The organism is Sulfurospirillum sp. HTRB-L1, from assembly GCF_059415125.1.
Window position 1 is genome coordinate 241,873 of sequence record NZ_JCAHZR010000003.1, and the last position, 18,609, is coordinate 260,481.

Consider the following 18,609-nt stretch of genomic DNA (forward strand, 5'->3'; position numbering starts at 1 on the left):
CCCTCTCAGTTGCATCTGTGTTGCATTTTGGTATAGTTTTTTAAACACACCACAGGAACCACCATGCTCTCGTTGCTTTTAGTAGAAGATGACACGACACTAGGGACCGAGCTTCGCCTTTTCTTGTTGGATTTTTTTCATGAAGTCACCCTTTTTACCAACGCGCACGACGCCCTTGCTTGGCTTAAAGACAACACCGTAGATGTGGTCATGAGCGACATTTGCCTGCCCCAGGTCAACGGCCTTGACTTTCTCAAACGCGTGCGCAAAGAACGCCCCCAACAACTCCTCATCGTCATCTCAGGCCATCCCCAAACGGATTATTTGCTTGAGAGCATTACCTTGGGAATTTACCGTTTTTTAATCAAACCCTTTGACACCCAAAAACTCATCGACGAGATGCACACGCTCACGCAAACCCTGCGCCAACAAAAGCTCAAACAGGCCACGCCCACGCTTTTTATCGGGGATGCGGTGTGTTATAACCTTGAATCAAAAACCCTCACTATCAACAACATCCAAGAACACTTAACCAAAAAAGAGAGTCAACTGCTCCATCTTTTAGCACTAAACCGCCACCAATTTTTAACCGAAGAAGCCATGGGGCAGGCGATTTGGGGAGACGAACTCATCGCTCCTTCCACGGTACGTGCCCTCATTCGTCGGCTAAGAGAAAAGTTAAGGCTTCCCAGTTCCATCGTCAATTACCGTGGCTTTGGGTACCAACTCAAGACCCATCAGGCAACGCCGCAAGAGGCTGACTAAAGTAAAACCCTTGTGCGTAAGGCACACCCAAACGGGCAAGGGCTTCTTTTTCTTCACGGGTTGCCACGTGTTCTGCGATGACTTCTAATCCCATGCCTTGTGCTATTTTGACGATGTTTTTAACAATACTTGCTTTTTGAGGCAAGGCGTCGATATTGCGCACAAATTGGCCGTCGATTTTTAAAATATCGCACGGGATTTTTTCAAGCCGACTGTAATTTGACCGCTCCGCCCCAAAATCGTCGATGGCAATCTTAAAGCCCACAGCACGCAACCGCGCAAGGGCTTCCTTGGCATACACTGCCCGCTCATCAATCACCACATCTTCAAGGATTTCTAAAATCACCCGCGAAGGGTCCATGTGTGAAAGTTCGGTACGTTTGATGAGAAAATTAACAAATTCATGGTCCATGATGTCTTCATGGGAAAGGTTGATGCTAAAAGGAAGTGTGTTGTCTTTAAACGCTTCGTAGCACTTTTTCACCAACATACGCGTCAGGTTTCCCATAAGCCCACTTAAACGCAACGGCTCAATAAAATACAAGGGCATCAAAATGGACCCGTCCACTTCCCGCAGTCGCGCCAAGCATTCGTACTTGACATGCGCCCCTGAGTGTATCTCCACAATAGGCTGAAAAAAAGGCACCACGCGGTCTTCTTCTAATGCTTTGCGTGCCTTGTGAATCCACAAAGCGTTGTGTTTTTGCGTCAACGAAAACACAGAATCTTTCACATACACCTGGTACTTCCCCGCCAAGCCTGCTTCTTTGAGTTCATGCAAGGCCGTGCGCGCTTTAAGCAACGCCGTTCTTGCGGGCGCTTTGACGCAAATCCCGATAGAAAACGAAACATACACGTCCGCTTCTTCTTTGTGGGTGATGGGTGTTTCTTTGAAAAAACTGATGGCTTGCTGGGCGATTTCCTCAGGGATGTACTTGGTGCTTTCTTGCAACAAGACGACAAATTCATCGGAGGTTTCACGGTACAACAGCGCATCTTCGGGCAGTACATACCGCAACATTGTTCCTATTTTAAACAGCAAGGCATCCGCGGCTTCGTAGCCTAAAAAATCGTTAAACCCACTAAAATGGTCCACATCAAACACCATCACCGAAAGGTCTGTGTTGCGCCCCATGCAATACAACTCTTCGTGCAAAGAGGCTTGGTTGGGCAAGGACGTCACCAAATCCCTTGTTAGGGCATGTTGGAGTTTTTGGTAGTTTTCTTCTAACTCTTCGGTCTTTTTTTCAATCGACTTTTCCAAGTGTTGTTTGTAAGCAACGTTTTCTTTCATGGCGCAAATCACGCGGGCCGTTTTACCCAAGGTGTCAAGAAATTGCGCGTACTGCAACGGTTTGAGCATGTACGCGTTCACGCCCGTTTGAATACTGTCCAAAAAAAGCTCCGTTTCATTGTGGGCAGAAATGATAATCACGGGAAAATTTTCATCTTTTTCTTTAATGGCACGTATCAATTCAATCCCGTTCATGCGGGGCATGTTGATGTCGGTAATGAGCAAATCTAGCGTCCCTTGGTGGGCGTTAAACACCTCCAACCCCTCTTCGCCATCGCTCGCGTAGAGCACTTGGGCAAAAAACTCTTCCAACAAAGCGCCCGTTTCAGCGCGCAATGGGGCATCGTCTTCCACATACAACACCCGCAAGGATTCTGTCAATTGTGACACGGCTATTTCGTCCATGCACCCTCCTCCTCTTTAGCAACAAACACTATCGTAAAGCACGCACCATGGGCGGTATTAGCCGCATGGATGCGCCCTTTGGCATGGTCTTCGATAATCGTCTTTGACATGTATAACCCAAGGCCCGTGCCGTTTTTTTCTTCTTTGGTGGAAAAATACGGCTCAAAGATTTTTTCCATAATGAGGGGCTCAATCCCCCCAGCACTGTCTTCGATTTCCAAAACCGAGGTTTGGGGCGTGTCATAGGTGCGCAACCAGACCGTTTTTTGGCTAGGAGTACGCTCTTTTATCGCATCTTCGGCGTTTTTGAGCAAATTTAAAATCACTTGCATCACTTCGTTGGTGTGCAACACTAACGTGCGTAAAGAGCGCTCTTCGCGCACGAGGGTGATGCCATTGACCTCCAACGCTTTGCCAATCACCCCTAGCGTGCGCTCTATAAGCTCGTGCAAGGTTGTGCTGTCGCGCCGTTTGTCGGGTTTGAAAAAATTACGAAAATCATCAATCGTGGTTGTAAGAAACTTCACATAATGTTCTATCTTTTCCACCGATTCTAGCAAATATGCCCTCAATGCCTCTTGGCCCTCTTGTGTTTCGAGGTTAAATTTATTCAAAGCCAGTTTCACCTTCACCGATGCTGCCACGGTAGAGATAGACCCTAAAGGTTGGCGCCATTGGTGGGCAATCATGCTAATCATTTCCCCCATTTGCGCCAAACGGGATTGCTGTAAGATGTGCTTGTCTTTTTCCCGATTTTGTTCCACTTCAAAGCGCACTTTTTCTTCTAGGGTGGCATTAAGCTTCACAAGGGCTTCGTGGTTGTTGCATGCGCAAATGGCATTGTCAAGTTTTGCATGCAAGGAGCGCAAAATCGCCTCGATGGCGGCAAGCTCTTCTTCTCCGAGGTAAAACATGAAGCTCATCACCCCTTCACCCACGTACATGTAAAGCACTTGTTCGCCATTGCGCCTTACATGTAAGTCCCACGAATGGTTGTGAATCTCAGGGGCAATCACGCTGTAAAGGCTGCGTTTTCCCTGCCCGCATACCAAGTCAAACCCCTCGCCATTGGTGCGCCAAAACCCGCTGACAATCGCACCGCTTTTGCGCGCAAAAACACGCAAAAACGTTCGCAACATCTCCCCTAAGTCCAACGAAGTCCCAATGGCATTGACACACTCGTACGTCACTAACAACTGTTGGTTAAATTGCATCAGTACGCCCCCACAACGCATGTATTATTGTACAGTTCCACATAACTTTTTGAACTGTTGGCAATCTCCCCTAAGGAAAGTACTCCCACCAACGTTCCCTCGCCCGCGTACGCGCGTACCCCGTCGATTTCTTCGCTAAACCTTTGCGCTAGCACGCTTTGCCTCCCCACGCAATCAAACACAAACATCGGCCCCTTTGTTTCACGGCGCTGTTTTGTCACAGCATGAGCGCACGAAGCTGAGGCTTCAAGAAGCTTGGCTTTGGTGGCAAACCCTAGAGAAACAACCGTGTCCTCTAGGGCATCGCCTGCGAGTTTTAACATGCGCCCGTCTGTTTCCTTGGGGATGCGAATGGCTTTTTCCCCAAAAGCACGCTCAAACATCAACGGGTACAAAAGCCCTACTTCAAAAAGATTTTGCGGGGTGACTTCTGCCCCAAAGCGCTCTTGCACTAAACGCTTGTAGGCGCCAAAGGCTTCTTTAAAATCAATGGCTTCAATCACATTGTGTACCGCTTTTGAAATCATCGAAAAATCGCCCACGCACGCATACCCGTGCCGTGCTTCGGCGACAAATTTCTTGGCACTGCCCAGTAAAATCATCCCCTCGTTGGTGTACCCTTGACCGTTGTACATGTAAAGGCGCGTTTGACTCTCCAAACACCCCGAACCGCCCCCAAACACCACTGCCCTTGCGGAGGTATTCTCAAACAGTGCTTCAAGTTTTTCCCCTACCCTAGCATCATTTCCATCCACAATCGTCAAAAAACTCTGGCACCCTGTTAGCGTCTTTTCTTCCACATTCCACCCTAAGGTTGTCTTTGGGGCAAGCTCGCACACAAAGGCTCCTGTTTTTGTAAGGCTATTTTTACTAAAAAGTGCAGGAAAGACCGCGCCTAGCCAAGGGGCGTGTACCACTGCGCTAAGGTTTTCAAAAGGAAAGGCTTCCCCAGCTAAGACGAGGTACCGCTGCTGGGGGTCAATGTGCCCTGCCACTTCATCGATACTTTCCACTTCTTCAATACGTGCAAACATTTCATACCACCCCAACCACACAGGTTTTGTTATAAAATTCAATATTGCCATCGTGTTTATTGGCAATCTCTCCAAGGCTTAAAACGCCCCAAAAAGGCACCAACACGCCCGCGCTAATGGCCTCTAATTCGCGCGCAAAATCCTCTTCCAAAAACAGCACCCGCGACACGCAATCCACCACAATCGCCCCCGTGGGTGCGCGTCCAAGTGCCATGACCGCATCTTGGGCGGCTGCGTTGGCGGCCCGAATGAGTGCGTCTGTTTCCCCTTTTAAAATCGAAACGATAGAATTCTCCTCCATTTCCCCCACAAGCACCAAGGCCACGCCATCGGTGGCAATGGGGTCACGCACGACCATTTCTGAACCGTAGTTGCGAATGCCAAAAGGGTACGATTTGGCAAGGGAGAAAAAGTTTTCAGGGGTTAGCTTTTCCCCGCTATCGCGCTCAACAATCCGCTTGTACACTTCAAAGGCGTCTTTGTAATTTAACTCCAAAAGGAGATTTTTAGCGGTTTTTGTGGCCATGAGCGGCCCCATCAGTTCGTCCCAACCGTGCCCAACTCCAAGACCAAGGGAAGCCCCACAAGAGAGAATCAACGCGGCATCTTGGTAGGTTTGTTTGCCATCAAAGAGCAAGGGTTCTTGCTTTAGGGTAAGCTTTCCACACCCGCCGCCCAAAAGAGACGTAGCAGGGGCTGTTGCTTCAAACAAAGTTTCCAAAAAAGCAACAATGTGCGCAGAAAGCCCGTCCACAAGCACAAACAACATCCCGCTAAACCCCTCGCCCTCTTGGTCAAATTGCGCGTGTGCCAAGGAAGGAACCAGTGTGATGCGCGTCTCCTTAGAGAGCCGTACGGCTAAAATACCCTTATCATAATAGGCATTTTCCGCCACCACATAGGGGAAAACTGCTCCCACACACGTGAGATCTTGCGGCAAGGTTTCATTACAAAAAGGGGTATGCTCGGCGACAAGAAGCAAATACCGCTCTTCCTTTATGGCCTCGCGCTGCCATGCTTCTTGCGATGCGTAAAACGATGCAGATACAAACATGGTGACTCCTTTTCCTTATGATAACATGAGAATGTTGTATTGGTGTTACACTGTGCCTGAGGAAGAAAAAAGAGGGGAAAATTGGGCATTTTTGGAAAATTTTAGCGCATAGAAGGGATTTAAAAAAGCCTTACATGTAAGGGAAATATTCAGCACAATAGTGCTGAATATTCACAGGTTGTTCACAGGGGAAAAAGTGCCTTAATGGGCTTTACATGTACCTTCGCCCGCGCTTTTTTGAAGGCTGTTTGCCAAAAAGGCTTGAACGCTTTCTTCTACGGTTTTAGAGTGCTTGTCAAAATACAAGGGCAAGCCTGCTTTGGAAAACCCTTCCGCAGGACGTCCGCCAATGCCTGTCACCACAAGGGCATCAGGGGAAAGGCTCATGATGTTAAGCACTGCGTTGCCACATCCGCCCTCTTGGTGTCCAGGGTTTTCTACCGTAGAGACTTCGACAATCTGCCCCTCGCCAAGGGTGACAATGGTGTAAAACTTTGCCTTGCCAAAATGGCCATCCATCGGGGAAAGTTTCCCCATATTTTTGTTGGTTGGAAATACTAATCGCATCTTTTTTCCTTTTTACTTTTGATAACGCTTCTAGAGCAAAGCTCTAAAAGCTACGCTAACGCTGAGTTCCCTTCGGCAGGGAGCCCGCGCACCAAGGTCTTCTTTTGATAACGCTTCTAGAGCAAAGCTCTAAAAGCTACGCTAACGCTGAGTTCCCTTCGGCAGGGAGCCCGCGCACCAAGGTGCTTAGAGTTGTTGGGGCAATGCCCCTTGTTTGTACGCTTCGTACGCCTCTTGCACACACATCTCGCCCGCCCCAATGAACAACTTCACAGGAGAGCCTTGTAGTACTTTGATGGCTTTTTCGCCCGCGCCGTTGCCCGTGATAATCACGTCCACACCTGCTTTGAGCGCGCTTGCGGCCATTTTTAAGCCTGCCCCTTGGGCGTCGTCTTTGCCACTGTTGCTTAGCACCTTCACGCTATTGGTCTCCTCATCATACACCAGTGCCATCTGCGTGCGTCCAAAACGGGGGTCCATCGCTGAACTCCAGTTTTCACCTTGGGTTGTAAAGAGTAGTTTCATGGTTTCTCCTTGGTTACATGTAAGCGCAAATGTTTTGCCAAAGGCTTTGCACTTGCGGGGCTAATCGGGGGTGTTCGTATAAGGTTTTACCCTCTTTAAGCACCTCCCAAAACGCTTTTTGGTAGCGAAATTTTCCCACTTGCGGAATCTCCTCTTGGGCCAAGTACGCTTCCACCGCATGGGTTGCTTCGGGGCTTAAGTCCCACTTATTAATCACCGCTACACAAGGGATGCTAAACTGGCGCGCCAAGCGCACTACCCGCTTGGCGTCGTGCAATCCTGAGGTGCTTGATTCGATGACCACCAGCGCCAAAGACGCCCCACTGAGCGAAGAGACCACAGGGCATCCAATCCCTGGACTCGCGTCGCTAATGAGGTAATGCGCACCCACCTCTTTGGCTTTTTTTCGGGCGCGCTCTTTGACATGGGCGACGAGTTTTCCCGAGTTTTCCCCGCCAATACCCAAGGTTGCATGGACCAGATGGCCCCCAAAGCGCGTGGAAGAACAAAAACTCTCCCCTGCGATGCGTGGCACCATAGTGATGGCTTTAGGACGGCATACCACAGAACAATAATGGCACCCCTCACACGCCAAAGGGTCCACCACAAAGACGCGCCCTTCTCCTTGGACAATCGCCTCAAAACGGCACGCATCGACGCACCGCCCACACCCTTTGCACAACGCCGCGTCAATCACCGCTTCATGGCCGCTCTCAAAGGCATGTGCTTCTTTAAAATCTGCCCCTAGCACCACATGCAAGTTTGCCGCGTCCACATCACAATCACACGCTAGGGCTTCTTGGGATTGCAGTGCTGCCAAGGCGGCGCTGATGGAAGTTTTCCCTGCACCACCCTTGCCTGAAATCACTACGATTTCTTTCATACTAACTCCTCAATATGGCGTGCAAGCACTTCTAGGGAAGCTTGAAAATGGGGCACTTCTTGGGCAGCCAATGCGCCAAGGGCGTAACGGCGCGCTACCCCTTTGTCGTGCAAAAAGCGCGCGATGACCACGATGCCCTCACGTTCACAATACGCCTCAACCGCATTATCTCCCATGCCCACGCGGTTAACGACCACGCCAAAGGGTTTTCCAAGAGCGCGCACCGTCTCAACCGCAAGCGTTAAATCGTTTAACCCAAAGGCGGTTGGTTCACTCACGAGCAGCACATAATCACTCTGGCGCGCCGTCTCCACAAACGAACACGAGGTACCAGGAGGCGCGTCGCAGATGAGCATCTCTTTAGCATGGCACTTGGCCTCGCGAAGAGTTTGGTGGATAAGCGGGGTTGCCATCTCTTGCCCCACGTCCAACCGCCCTTCCACGACCACTAAGCCTTCGCATTCACCCCATTGAATCTCGCCCATGCGCTCTTGCACCATAGGAAGGGCACCTGCTTTGCACAGCTCACTGCACGCAAAACAGCTGTGGCACAACTGGGGAAAGACAAGAATCTCATAAGGAAGAGCAAGGAGTGCATTAAAATGGCAGTGGCTCACACATGCGCCACACATCACACACGCAGCTTGGTCCCACGAAGGCCTCTCTTTAGTTGCAACCTTTACATGTAAAGCATTAGGACGCAAAAAAAGAAAGATGTTTGGCTCTTCCACGTCCGCATCGGCTAGCACCACTTCATGGCCACGGGTTGCAAGTAAATGGGCGAGGTTGGTGCTGATAGTGGTCTTTCCTGTCCCGCCTTTTCCGCTAGCGATGGCAATGGTTTTGGGGTGCATTTTCATCCTTTTTTTAACATATGGAAAATAGTACTCTTTATTTTTACATATGTCAATAAAAAATGTCACATCTTTTCATTATTTTTTTGTATACTTCTCTTTTTCAACAGTGCGAGAGGATTTTCCGTGAAACGTATGCTAAAGCCCATTACCCTTCCTGTGCTCATCTTTTTCATCGGCTTTAGCTTCTCACTGCTTGTGTCTTACAAAACCCAAGAGTGGATACACCTCACCGAAATGTCCCGCTTTGAAACAGCCATCACCCACACAACACTCCTCGTGCAAAAACGCCTTGAGTCCAACGTGCAACTGGTGGAAAGTTTAAGTGGGTTGTTTGCTGGTTCTGATGAGGTCACGCGGGAAGATTTTAAAAAATTCCTCAGTACACACAATCTTCCTCAACGGTTTCCAGGCATCCAAGCCGTAGGCTTTGGCCCCTTTGTGGAACCCCACCAAAAACGCGCCTTTGAACGCGCTTCGGACGTGGAAAACTTTTTTATCCATCCCGCGACAACAAAAACCGCCGTGCCCGTATATTACCTTGAACCCTTTACCCCACACAACCAACGCGCCCTTGGGTTTGACATGGCCTCCGAAGCCACCCGCAACACGGCCATGCTACGTGCCCTCGCCCACAAAGATGTGGCCCTTTCTTCACGCATCGAGCTTTTACAAGATGAGGAGCATAAAGAGGGGTTTTTGATTTACAAAGCAGCCTTTGATGGCGCCAACGTACACCAAGGCTACGTCTACGCCGCCATCAACGCCAAACGCATTTTTGATGGCATCATGCAAGACCGCTACATTCCTGTTGATTTTACCCTTTACGATGGGACCCAAGCACAAGAGAGCGCCTTGCTGTATGATTCTAATCCTAAGCTAACCCAAACACGCCTCTCTCGCTGTGTCTCCTTACCTACTTATGGGCACACGTGGGTGATGTGTTTTAAAACAAACCGCGTGCTTGACTTTGGCGTCAGCCAGTACTTGCCATGGATTCAACTCCTTTTTGGCTCCCTCTTGGCCTTTGCTATTAGCGCGTGGATTTACGTGCTCTTGCATACCCAACGCCGCGCCCTTACTATGGCTAAAAAAATGACCTACACTATCCAAGACCAACTGCGCATCATCGATAAAAACGTCATCATCTCCTCCACAGACACCCGGGGCGTCATCACCGAAGTGAGCCAAGCGTTTTGTGATGTTTCAGGCTACACCAAAGAAGAACTCATCGGCAAAGACCACCTCATCGTCCGACACCCCGACACGCCCAGTAGCACCTACGAAGCCCTTTGGGAAGCTATCTTGCAGGGCAAAATCTGGGAAGGAGAGCTTAAAAACCGTAGCAAAGACGGCTCTGCTTATTGGGTGCACGCCATCATTACCCCCAAAATCAACAGCAAAGGGGAAATCTTAGGCTACACCTCCATCCGCCAAAATATCACCGACAAAAAACGCGTTGAAGAGCTTTCCATCACCGACCCACTCACAGGACTTTACAACCGCCTCAAACTTGATGAAATGTTTAAAGCCTCTGTACATGTAAGCCAACGCCACCACGGCGCTTTTTCCATCCTGCTTTTGGACATTGACCGTTTTAAAAGTGTCAACGACACCCACGGGCACCAAGTGGGCGACACGGTGTTGCAAGAATTTGCAACCATTCTTCGAGACAATGTTCGTACCGAAGACGTGGTAGGTCGCTGGGGTGGGGAAGAATTTATGATTTTAGCCCCAGGAAGCGACCTAGCCGCCGCCTTATCTCTTGCAGAAAAATTGCGCACTAAGATAGAAGATTTTTCTTTTTCGGTGATTGGCCACAAGACGTGCAGTTTCGGACTTAGCACCTACCACGCAGGGGATGATGAAAAAAGCATGGTCTCCCGCGCCGATGATGCCCTTTACCGCGCCAAAAAAGGCGGGCGAAATCGCGTGGAAGTCGAAATCGCCCAAGGGGCTTCCACGAGCCTAGCGCCTCACTAACCGCCACCCACCCCCTACGAATCTTAAAGGGTTTTGTTTATAATGCTCCTAAAAAAGGAGTGCCATGAAAGTCATGCTCAGCATTGCAGGAAGTGATTCAAGTGGCGGGGCAGGCATCCAAGCCGACATCAAAACCGCCGAAGCCTTTGGGGTCTTTTGCGCCACCGCCCTCACGGTTCTCACCGCCCAAAACACCACCGGAGTGCGTAGCATCTCTCCCGTGACGCCTCAGTTTTTAGACGAACAACTGGCTATGGTGATGGAAGACTTGCCCGTCAAAGCCGTGAAGATTGGGATGCTTTACAGCACCGAACTCATCCACGTGGTGGAGCGTTTTGTCAAAAGCCTTTCCATCCCTGTGGTACTTGACCCCGTGTTTCTCTCCAAAGCGGGTTCACCTTTATTACAACCCGAAGCGGTGGAAGCCATGCGCGCACTTTTTCCTTACGCCACCGTCCTTACGCCTAACCAACACGAAGCCAAAGCCCTCTTTGGAGAACCCTACCATGTAAAGGCTCCTTGCCCTGTCCTTGTGAAGCATTTTACCACCCAAGAGGAGAGCCACGACACGCTGTTTTACCCCGATGGCACCAAGCGCACCTTTGCCTCACCCAAGCTTGAAACCAAAAACTTGCACGGGTCTGGGTGTTCCTTTTCCTCAGCAATCGCGGCCAATCTTGCCCTTGGTAAATCCTTAGAAGAAGCCATCATGCGCTCCAAAGCCTTCATCTACCACGCCATCTTTCACGCCCCCGCTCTTGGACACGGACCTGGCCCATTAGGCCACAAACAAGGAGGCTTACATGTACGCTAATACCCTTTATGTTTTAACCGATGACATCCTCACGCCCCGCGAGAGCATCATGGCCCAAACCAAGGAGCTTTTAGACGCAGGCGTGCGCACTCTTCAACTGCGCGACAAGACCCATTCAGACGCGGATTTGCTCCCTTTGGCTAAAGCCATGGTCGCTTTGTGCAACGTCTATGGCGCAACCCTTATCATCAACGACCGCGTCAACCTTGCCCTTAATGCCAACGCCCACGGTGTACACATTGGGTTGGAAGATGGCTCCCTTGAAGAAGCCCGTTCCCTTTTGCCAGATGCGCTCATTGGCGTGTCGTGTTATGGGGATTTGGAGCGGGCCAAACGGGCCCAAGAAGGAGGAGCAAGCTACGTGGCTTTTGGGTCGTTTTTTCCCTCGCCCACCAAACCCCACGCTAAAACTGTCCCTTTGGACATCATCGCTAAGGCAAAAAGGGAACTTTCCATCCCCGTGTGCGTCATCGGAGGCATTAACGCAAGCAACATCCACCTAGTCAAAGATGCGGATATGATTAGTATCGTCAGTGCGGCTTATGGGCCTGATACTATCGCTCAAAATATCGCAACACTCACCAAAGGGCTTACGTGAATATCGCGGTCTCTTCGTGCCTTTTAGGCAATGAAGTCCGCTTTGATGGCGGCCACAAACGGGAGCGCTTCATCACCGATTTACTCTCCAAATACGCCACCTTTATCCCTTTTTGCCCTGAGGATTTGGCCTTTGGCACACCGCGTCCTTCTATTCGCCTCGTCAAACACGATGAAGGATTGCGCATCCTTTCCAACAAAACGGGCGAAGACCTTACATGTACACTTGACGCACAAAACCACCACGAATGCTCCCGCCTCCAGCACATCCCACTCTCAGGCATCATCTTTAAAGCCAAAAGCCCAAGCTGTGGGTTTGGGAGTGCCAAAGTCTACTTGCCAAACGGGCATGGCGAGGGTAAAACCGACGGGCTTTTTGTCCTTACATGTAAAGCCGCGTTTCCCCATCTACCCATGGAAGAAGAAGCCAGACTGCTTGACCCGTGGCTTCGGGAAAACTTCATCATGCACCTTTTTGCCACCGCGCGCTTTGAGGAATTTTGCGCCCAAAACCCTAGTATGGGCGGCTTGGTGCAGTTTCACACGGTCAATAAATTCCTCCTTCAATCCAAAAGCGAAGCCCTCTACCGCGCCCTTGGAAACGTGGTGGCCAACCACGAAAAACGCCCTTTTTTGGAGGTGCTAGCGGCGTATGGCGTGCTTTATAAAGAAGCGCTTGCGTGTAAAAGCAGTGTGAGCAAAACCCGCAACGTCCTTGAACACATGGTGGGATTTTTCAAAAAAACCCTTGAAAGGGGCGAAAAAGAGTTGTTGCACCTCATGCTTGAGGATTACACCCAAAAAATCATCCCCCTCATTGCGCCCATCTCCGCCATCGCCCTTTTGGCCCAGCGCCACAAGGTGGAGTATTTGCTAGCCCAAACCTTCCTCTCCCCTTACCCTAAAGAGCTCGCCTTGCGCTCACACGTGGACGCGGGCAAGTGAGGCGCATCCTCTGGTTTCGGCGAGATTTGCGCGTGGATGATAACCCGCTTTTAAGTTTCGAGGGCGAAGTCCTGCCCATTTTTATCTTCGATCCCAGCATTTTAGGGGAACTAAATAAAGACGACAAGCGCATGGGTTTCATCATGCACCATGTGCAAAAACTCAAACAAGATTTGCAAGGACTCGGACTAGACTTGGCTATTTTTCACGACACCCCTAGGCGCGTCTTTGAAACCCTTACACCGTTGGGGTTTGATGAAGTGGTGGCCTCGGGAGATTTTGATACCTACGCCACCGCGCGCGATAGGGAAATCTCCCACCTGCTTCCTTTCAGGCTTGTCAAAGACACCTACGTGTTTGAGCCCGAGGAACTGCTCAAAAAGGATGGTTCGCCCTATTTGGTTTTTACCCCCTTTTACAACGCTCTTAAAGCACGGTTTACTCCCTTACATGTAAAGGAATGTGTGCCCGCCAAACAGACCCTTTTTCCTTACATGTACACCGCTTTTGACATGAACACCTTAGGGTTTAGTGCGCCCACGCCAGTTGAACTTGACCCCCGCAACACCCTTGCGCGTTTTGCGCTAGAGCACTACGACGCAACGCGGGATTGGATGGCGCAAGAGGGCACGTCGCGCCTTGGGGTGCATTTGCGTTTTGGCACGCTAGGCATTCGTGCGCTTTTGCGCCTCCTTGCTAAGCGGAAAAAAGAAGGGGTGGATACAGAACCCTTTTTTCGCCAACTCATGTTTCGGGAGTTTTATGCCCATATGCTCCACCATTTTCCCCATCTTGAAACCCAAAACTTCCGCTATGCTTTTGAGGGCATCCCCAACGCCACCCTCCACCGTGCATTTTGCGAGGCAAAAACAGGCGTGCCTATCGTGGATGCAGGGGTGCGCGAACTGGTGCAAACAGGCTTCATGCACAACCGCGTGCGGATGATTTGCGCCTCCTTTTACACCAAACATTTGCTCTTGCCCTGGCAATGGGGTGAGCGGTTTTTTGCTGCGCATTTACTCGACTACGACCGTGCCAGCAACGCCCTTTCATGGCAGTGGAGTGCGGGTACGGGCGTTGACCCACAGCCTTATTTTCGCATCTTTAACCCCTATGCCCAAAGTGCTAAGTTTGACAAAAACGCTATCTACATCACACGTTTTTTGCCCGAGCTTCATGCCATTCCTGCCAAAACCTTGCACGATGAAACAGCTCTGCTTGAGGGCAACCATGCAAACTACCCCAAACCCATCGTGGCACACAAAGAAGCTAGAGAGAAAGCCTTAGCGCATTTTAAAAAGTGAAGGTAAATATTAATTTTCTAATTTAATCATTTTTTCCATTTTTAGTTAAAGTTTTTTGCCTTATTTGCACTCAACTTGGCTATTTTTTGTTATACTTTGAAACACAAAATGCCCAAGGAGTTTCCCATGGCTTTTTCTTTTGCACGTTTTTTCACCCTGCTTGCTTCGGTTTTTGTCTTCTTTTCTTCGCCACTTTTTGCCCAAGAAGCGCCTCACACTTACGTTTTTAAAGGTGGGCCAGAAGGGGGGACCGTGCACCATCTTGCCAGTGGTCTTTCTACGGTTTTGGGTCAAAACATGCGCGAGGTCTCCTTTTTCTACGAACCTTCCAAGGGTGCTTCTGTGGGTTCTAAAGCCAACGTCAAGCACATCGCCCTCAAAGAGGCAGATTTTGGCATTGCCTATTCGGGAGATTTGTACCTAGCCATCCAAAACGACAAAAGCATCCCCGCCAAAAACGTGCACGCCCTTGCTTACCTTTTTGGCTCACCCGTTCATGTGGTGGTACGCGCGGATTCTAACATCAAAAGCGTGTTTGACTTAGCGGGCAAAAAAGTGGGCGTGGGGCCAACGGGTGGCGGGCCTTCCATCGTGGCAGAACGTTTTTTCAAAAGCATCGGTTTGTGGGATAAAATCACCCCCATTGGGTGCAACTACCAACGCATGGCACAGGTCATAGCCAGCGGGGAACTCGACGCGGTGTGGGTGTTTGCAGGCTACCCGCACCCCTCTGTCATGGAAACAGCCAAGACCGTTCCTATTCGCATCTTGTCTTTGGATGAGGCCGCCAAAAAGGGGGATTTGGCTTACGAACACCCTTATTACATCCCTGTTACCATTCCCGCAAACACCTATCCTGGGGTTTCTTACGCGGTTAACACCTTCCAAGACTCAGCCTTATGGATTGCAGGAGCGCACGTAAATGAAGCGGTGGTTTACGAGGCTTTGCGTCAAGTCTTTGCCCCTACCAACCTTGCCTTTTTACACTCCCTCACCCCTGCGGCCAAAAGCGTCTCAGACACCGCGCCACTCACGGGCATCATCACCACCATCCACAAAGGCGCCCAGCGGTACTGGGGTGAAAAAGGCTTAGATACCAACTTCGCCAATGGCCATTTTACGGGCTCTTTTTAAGATTTAATTTCTTTACATGTAAGCCCCTTACATGTAAAGAAACTCACCCAAAAACTCTCTCATTCCCCAATTTTTTCCCAATTTTTTTTCGTCATCATACGGTATCACACGACCAAAAGGAGGTAAGAATGAGGGCTGTTATTGCCTTAGCAATAGTGTTGCAAAGCATTGTTTTTGCGAATGCAGATGCACTGTATAAACCCTGTGCGGGGTGCCACGGACTTGAGGGCGAAAAGGTAGTCAATGGAGTGAGTAAAATCATCAACCAGATGAACAAGGAAGACTTCATTGCAGCCATGGAAGGGTATAAAAACGGCACCTATGGGGGCAACCTTAAAGCATTGATGCGCGGGCAAGTGATGCGCCTTAGTAAAGAAGATATCGACGCGCTTGCGACCAAAATCACCCAATAAGGCATAGCCATGACCCCTTCACGACTTGCGGATGCCAAAGCCCTAAGAGACATCTTTAACAGCACCGACACCGCGTCTTTGTGGGCAGCTTTTAGTGCCATCACTCCAAAAACATCTTCATCTCCGATGCTTTTGGAGGCAGAATTTAACCGTTTTTTTGTTGGGCCAGATGCGCCCCTCGCACCACCGTATGCTTCGATTTATCTGGAAAAATCAGGGCTTCTCATGAGTAAAACCACCCAAGAAGTAAGAGAACTCTACACCCTTTTTGGGCTCAAAAACCCCAAAGATGGCCAACAGCCCGATGATTTCTTGGGGTTTGAGCTTGATGCGTACTATCAGTTGCTTTACATCGAACTGCACAGTAACATCCTCTACCTCAAATCGCTCCGGTGCTATTTCCTACAAGAACACATGGCGCGGTGGATATTTCCTTTCATCGAAGCAGCCGCGCAACACGCGCCATCGGCTGATTTGACGCGGGTTTTAGACCTGCTTCACCGTTTTATCACCACAGAACTTTCCATCCAAGGAGAAAACTATGCGTACTCACCTATCCCCTGTTGATACCCTGCTTCGCGAGGGCATCAGTCGCCGTAACTTCCTCAAAGGGTTACTCGCCAGTGGCGCCGTGGCATCATTTCCCGGTGGCGCATTGGCCGCAGAACCTTACGTGGACACCAAAATCCCTTTTACAGGCAAGCAAAGTTACACCACCTTTCGCAACGCCTGTCCTCGCAACTGCTACGACACCTGTAGCATCAAAACCTTCGTCAAAGACGGGGTCATCCAATTCCTCGAAGGCGCCAAAGAGTCCACCTTTACTAACGGTGGCATGTGCGTCAAAGGCAATTCCTACGTCAGGCGCGTTTATTCACCCGACCGCATCAAATACCCCATGATGCAAGTGGGCGGCAAGGGTTCTGGCACATGGAAACGCATCAGTTGGGATGAAGCCATGGAGACCATCGCTAAAAAATTGCTTGCCATGAAAAAAGAAGACGGCCACCTTTTAGGCGCCGCACTGACAAAATACTCTGGCAACTTTGGTATCACCCATTATGGCATCGAGGGGATGTTTAGCTCCCTTGGCTACACCACACGCTTTGCAGGAACGCCCTGTTGGCCTGCGGGCATCGATGCCCAAAACCTCGACATGGGCGCCATGTGGACCAATGACCCCGAAGAGATGAAAGACAGCAAGTACATCATCTTGTGGGGCGCAAATCCCGCGGCCAACTCCGTACACTCCATGAAGTACATTTTTGAAGCCAAGAAAAAAGGAGCGAAGGTTGTTGTCATCGACCCCGTTTTCACCGAAGCGGCTTCTAAAGCAAGTGAGTGGATTCAAGTCAAAGTAGGCTCTGATGGCCTTTTAGCCCTTGGTATGGCCAAGATTATCATCGATGCGAACCTGCACGACAAACAGTGGCTTGCCAAAAACACCAAAGGCTACAAAGAGTTCAAAGCCTACCTTGACACCATTAAGCTTGCCGATGTCGCTGAAACTTCGGGGCTTTCACTAGAACTCATTCGCCAAATCGCCCTAGAATTTGCCAAAGCAGACCCCGCCACCATCTGGTCAGGCTACGGTTTGCAGCGCCACACCAATGGCGGCTCTATGATACGCGCTATCGACGCCCTTGTGGCCATCACCGGCAACATCGGCAAATACGCCGGCGGCTCACGCTACGGACACCTCGACACGTGGGGTTTTAACTACCACGCCATGAGCATGGAAAAACCCGCAGGAAGCGTGGGGTATGTGGGCGGCAAACGCATGGGAGAGTTTGGCCATGGCGCGGCAGGCGAAGAGAAGCCTGATTACGATGACCGCTACCTCAACATCAACAAAACCGCGCGTGAAATCTTAAATGCTGACCCTAAAGTACGGCTTTTGTGGGTAGCGTGTAAAAATACCTTTGCCCAAGATTTTGACCGTAACCTTCTCATTGAGGCGTTTAAGTCCCTAGAAATGGTAGTCGTCGTAGACCAATTTTTCAACGAAACCACCAAGTGGGCCGACATCGTCTTGCCTGTCACCACACAATTTGAAGAGTACGATGTGAACGTCTCTTACTGGCACTACTGGCTCTCCCTTAACGAACAAGCCATCAAGCCCCTTCATGAAGCCAAAAACGACTTGCACATTGCCGCGCTACTTTCTCAAAAAATGAACGCACTGGAAAAAGGCTCATGCACCTTCCCTGAATACGTCGACACCAAGCAGTGGACGGCCAAAGAGTTCAACGCGGGCATTTACGAGAAATTTGGCATCCGTTCTTGGGAAGAGCTCAAAAATGGCCCCGTGAAAGCAAAAGCGGTTATTCCCTACGCCGATGGCAAGTTTTTTACCCCTAGCGGAAAGTATGAGTTTTATTCGGAAACCTCAGCCAAACACGGTTGGAAAGCGCTTCCTGAGTACATTGAAGTGCGAAAGCCTTACGACAAGTTCCGTCTAACCACACCACACAGCCGCTTTAGCCTCCACTCTCAGTTTCAAAACCTAGACTGGATGGAAGAGTTTAATGCGGAGCCTTTTGTCTACATCAACCCCAAAGATGCGACCGACAAACGCGTCAAAACGGGCGATACCGTTGCCCTCTTTAGCAAGGTAGGCTTGTTACGCGTTAAAGCAAAAGTCACCGACAATGTCCCCTCTGGCACCGTGATGATGTACGAGCAGTGGTTCAACAACAACATTTACAATGTCAACGAACTGGTGGATGACACCTCTTCAGACATGGGCGCGTTTAAAACGGGCGCACCGGGCGTTGCCTTGCACGATGCCTATGTTAACTTTAGAAAAATTTAAAAGGATTAC

General features: G+C 50.0%; 18 protein-coding genes. 10 read left to right on the top strand and 8 right to left on the bottom strand.

Going from position 1 to position 18,609, the window contains the following annotated elements; genetic code table 11:
• Positions 1–63 precede the first annotated feature (63 nt).
• Positions 64–765, top strand: coding sequence for a response regulator transcription factor (locus tag AC5SLM_RS06800; protein ID WP_495250185.1), 702 nt, complete (start codon positions 64–66; stop codon positions 763–765).
• On the opposite strand, the gene AC5SLM_RS06805 is transcribed toward AC5SLM_RS06800, so the two are convergent.
• From AC5SLM_RS06805 to AC5SLM_RS06840, 8 genes are all read right to left on the bottom strand, one after another.
• Entirely contained in the window at positions 728–2,464 is a 1,737-nt protein-coding gene (locus tag AC5SLM_RS06805; RefSeq protein WP_495250186.1) for a two-component system response regulator, read from the bottom strand. The two genes, AC5SLM_RS06800 and AC5SLM_RS06805, sit on opposite strands and share 38 nt — an antisense overlap.
• A complete protein-coding gene (locus tag AC5SLM_RS06810) occupies positions 2,452–3,678 on the bottom strand; it encodes a sensor histidine kinase (protein ID WP_495250187.1) in 1,227 nt (408 codons plus the stop codon). The genes AC5SLM_RS06805 and AC5SLM_RS06810 overlap by 13 nt, the downstream gene beginning before the upstream one ends.
• Positions 3,678–4,712, bottom strand: coding sequence for an FIST C-terminal domain-containing protein (locus AC5SLM_RS06815; RefSeq protein WP_495250188.1), 1,035 nt, complete (start codon positions 4,710–4,712; stop codon positions 3,678–3,680). Before AC5SLM_RS06815 ends, AC5SLM_RS06810 begins: the two co-directional genes overlap by 1 nt.
• A gap of 1 nt (position 4,713) precedes the next feature.
• Entirely contained in the window at positions 4,714–5,766 is a 1,053-nt protein-coding gene (locus AC5SLM_RS06820) for an FIST signal transduction protein (protein ID WP_495250189.1), read from the bottom strand.
• Positions 5,767–5,967: 201 nt separating this feature from the next.
• Complete coding sequence (locus tag AC5SLM_RS06825) at positions 5,968–6,333, bottom strand: NifB/NifX family molybdenum-iron cluster-binding protein (protein WP_495250190.1); 366 nt, start codon at positions 6,331–6,333, stop codon at positions 5,968–5,970.
• A gap of 186 nt (positions 6,334–6,519) precedes the next feature.
• Positions 6,520–6,858 carry a NifB/NifX family molybdenum-iron cluster-binding protein gene (locus tag AC5SLM_RS06830; RefSeq protein ID WP_495250191.1) on the bottom strand — a complete coding sequence of 113 codons (339 nt, stop codon included), beginning with the start codon at positions 6,856–6,858 and terminating at the stop codon, positions 6,520–6,522.
• Positions 6,859–6,871: 13 nt separating this feature from the next.
• A complete protein-coding gene (locus tag AC5SLM_RS06835; protein ID WP_495250192.1) occupies positions 6,872–7,741 on the bottom strand; it encodes an ATP-binding protein in 870 nt (289 codons plus the stop codon).
• Entirely contained in the window at positions 7,738–8,595 is an 858-nt protein-coding gene (locus AC5SLM_RS06840; protein WP_495250193.1) for a nucleotide-binding protein, read from the bottom strand. Before AC5SLM_RS06840 ends, AC5SLM_RS06835 begins: the two co-directional genes overlap by 4 nt.
• A gap of 135 nt (positions 8,596–8,730) precedes the next feature.
• Between AC5SLM_RS06840 and AC5SLM_RS06845 the strand changes: the two genes are divergently transcribed.
• The 9 genes from AC5SLM_RS06845 (at position 8,731) to AC5SLM_RS06885 (ending at position 18,600) form a co-directional block, all read left to right on the top strand.
• Positions 8,731–10,578: a diguanylate cyclase gene (locus AC5SLM_RS06845; protein WP_495250380.1), complete on the top strand. Its 1,848-nt coding sequence runs from the start codon at positions 8,731–8,733 to the stop codon at positions 10,576–10,578.
• 64 nt (positions 10,579–10,642) lie between these two features.
• Entirely contained in the window at positions 10,643–11,392 is a 750-nt protein-coding gene (gene thiD / locus AC5SLM_RS06850; protein WP_495250194.1) for a bifunctional hydroxymethylpyrimidine kinase/phosphomethylpyrimidine kinase, read from the top strand.
• Positions 11,382–11,990 carry a thiamine phosphate synthase gene (gene thiE, locus AC5SLM_RS06855; protein ID WP_495250195.1) on the top strand — a complete coding sequence of 203 codons (609 nt, stop codon included), beginning with the start codon at positions 11,382–11,384 and terminating at the stop codon, positions 11,988–11,990. Before thiD ends, thiE begins: the two co-directional genes overlap by 11 nt.
• Positions 11,987–12,934, top strand: coding sequence for a YbgA family protein (locus AC5SLM_RS06860; protein WP_495250196.1), 948 nt, complete (start codon positions 11,987–11,989; stop codon positions 12,932–12,934). Before thiE ends, AC5SLM_RS06860 begins: the two co-directional genes overlap by 4 nt.
• Positions 12,931–14,238 carry a cryptochrome/photolyase family protein gene (locus tag AC5SLM_RS06865; protein ID WP_495250197.1) on the top strand — a complete coding sequence of 436 codons (1,308 nt, stop codon included), beginning with the start codon at positions 12,931–12,933 and terminating at the stop codon, positions 14,236–14,238. Before AC5SLM_RS06860 ends, AC5SLM_RS06865 begins: the two co-directional genes overlap by 4 nt.
• A 126-nt stretch (positions 14,239–14,364) precedes the next feature.
• Positions 14,365–15,372: a TAXI family TRAP transporter solute-binding subunit gene (locus AC5SLM_RS06870; RefSeq protein ID WP_495250198.1), complete on the top strand. Its 1,008-nt coding sequence runs from the start codon at positions 14,365–14,367 to the stop codon at positions 15,370–15,372.
• Positions 15,373–15,500: 128 nt separating this feature from the next.
• Positions 15,501–15,785 carry a c-type cytochrome gene (locus AC5SLM_RS06875; RefSeq protein ID WP_495250199.1) on the top strand — a complete coding sequence of 95 codons (285 nt, stop codon included), beginning with the start codon at positions 15,501–15,503 and terminating at the stop codon, positions 15,783–15,785.
• A gap of 9 nt (positions 15,786–15,794) precedes the next feature.
• The gene (locus AC5SLM_RS06880) at positions 15,795–16,352 is read left to right on the top strand and encodes a TorD/DmsD family molecular chaperone (RefSeq protein WP_495250200.1); all 558 of its coding nucleotides are present in this window, start codon (positions 15,795–15,797) and stop codon (positions 16,350–16,352) included.
• Entirely contained in the window at positions 16,327–18,600 is a 2,274-nt protein-coding gene (locus tag AC5SLM_RS06885) for a molybdopterin-dependent oxidoreductase (protein WP_495250201.1), read from the top strand. Before AC5SLM_RS06880 ends, AC5SLM_RS06885 begins: the two co-directional genes overlap by 26 nt.
• The last annotated feature ends 9 nt before the right edge of the window (positions 18,601–18,609 follow it).

What these genes read in the sequence shown, in the direction of transcription:
- AC5SLM_RS06800 (WP_495250185.1), top strand. Translation starts at nt 64, where the DNA reads ATGCTCTCGTTGCTTTTAGTAGAAGATGACACGACACTAGGGACCGAG.
- AC5SLM_RS06805 (WP_495250186.1), bottom strand. Translation starts at nt 2,464, where the DNA reads ATGGACGAAATAGCCGTGTCACAATTGACAGAATCCTTGCGGGTGTTG.
- AC5SLM_RS06810 (WP_495250187.1), bottom strand. Translation starts at nt 3,678, where the DNA reads ATGCAATTTAACCAACAGTTGTTAGTGACGTACGAGTGTGTCAATGCC.
- AC5SLM_RS06815 (WP_495250188.1), bottom strand. Translation starts at nt 4,712, where the DNA reads ATGTTTGCACGTATTGAAGAAGTGGAAAGTATCGATGAAGTGGCAGGG.
- AC5SLM_RS06820 (WP_495250189.1), bottom strand. Translation starts at nt 5,766, where the DNA reads ATGTTTGTATCTGCATCGTTTTACGCATCGCAAGAAGCATGGCAGCGC.
- AC5SLM_RS06825 (WP_495250190.1), bottom strand. Translation starts at nt 6,333, where the DNA reads ATGCGATTAGTATTTCCAACCAACAAAAATATGGGGAAACTTTCCCCG.
- AC5SLM_RS06830 (WP_495250191.1), bottom strand. Translation starts at nt 6,858, where the DNA reads ATGAAACTACTCTTTACAACCCAAGGTGAAAACTGGAGTTCAGCGATG.
- AC5SLM_RS06835 (WP_495250192.1), bottom strand. Translation starts at nt 7,741, where the DNA reads ATGAAAGAAATCGTAGTGATTTCAGGCAAGGGTGGTGCAGGGAAAACT.
- AC5SLM_RS06840 (WP_495250193.1), bottom strand. Translation starts at nt 8,595, where the DNA reads ATGCACCCCAAAACCATTGCCATCGCTAGCGGAAAAGGCGGGACAGGA.
- AC5SLM_RS06845 (WP_495250380.1), top strand. Translation starts at nt 8,731, where the DNA reads ATGCTAAAGCCCATTACCCTTCCTGTGCTCATCTTTTTCATCGGCTTT.
- thiD (WP_495250194.1), top strand. Translation starts at nt 10,643, where the DNA reads ATGAAAGTCATGCTCAGCATTGCAGGAAGTGATTCAAGTGGCGGGGCA.
- thiE (WP_495250195.1), top strand. Translation starts at nt 11,382, where the DNA reads ATGTACGCTAATACCCTTTATGTTTTAACCGATGACATCCTCACGCCC.
- AC5SLM_RS06870 (WP_495250198.1), top strand. Translation starts at nt 14,365, where the DNA reads ATGGCTTTTTCTTTTGCACGTTTTTTCACCCTGCTTGCTTCGGTTTTT.
- AC5SLM_RS06875 (WP_495250199.1), top strand. Translation starts at nt 15,501, where the DNA reads ATGAGGGCTGTTATTGCCTTAGCAATAGTGTTGCAAAGCATTGTTTTT.
- AC5SLM_RS06880 (WP_495250200.1), top strand. Translation starts at nt 15,795, where the DNA reads ATGACCCCTTCACGACTTGCGGATGCCAAAGCCCTAAGAGACATCTTT.
- AC5SLM_RS06885 (WP_495250201.1), top strand. Translation starts at nt 16,327, where the DNA reads ATGCGTACTCACCTATCCCCTGTTGATACCCTGCTTCGCGAGGGCATC.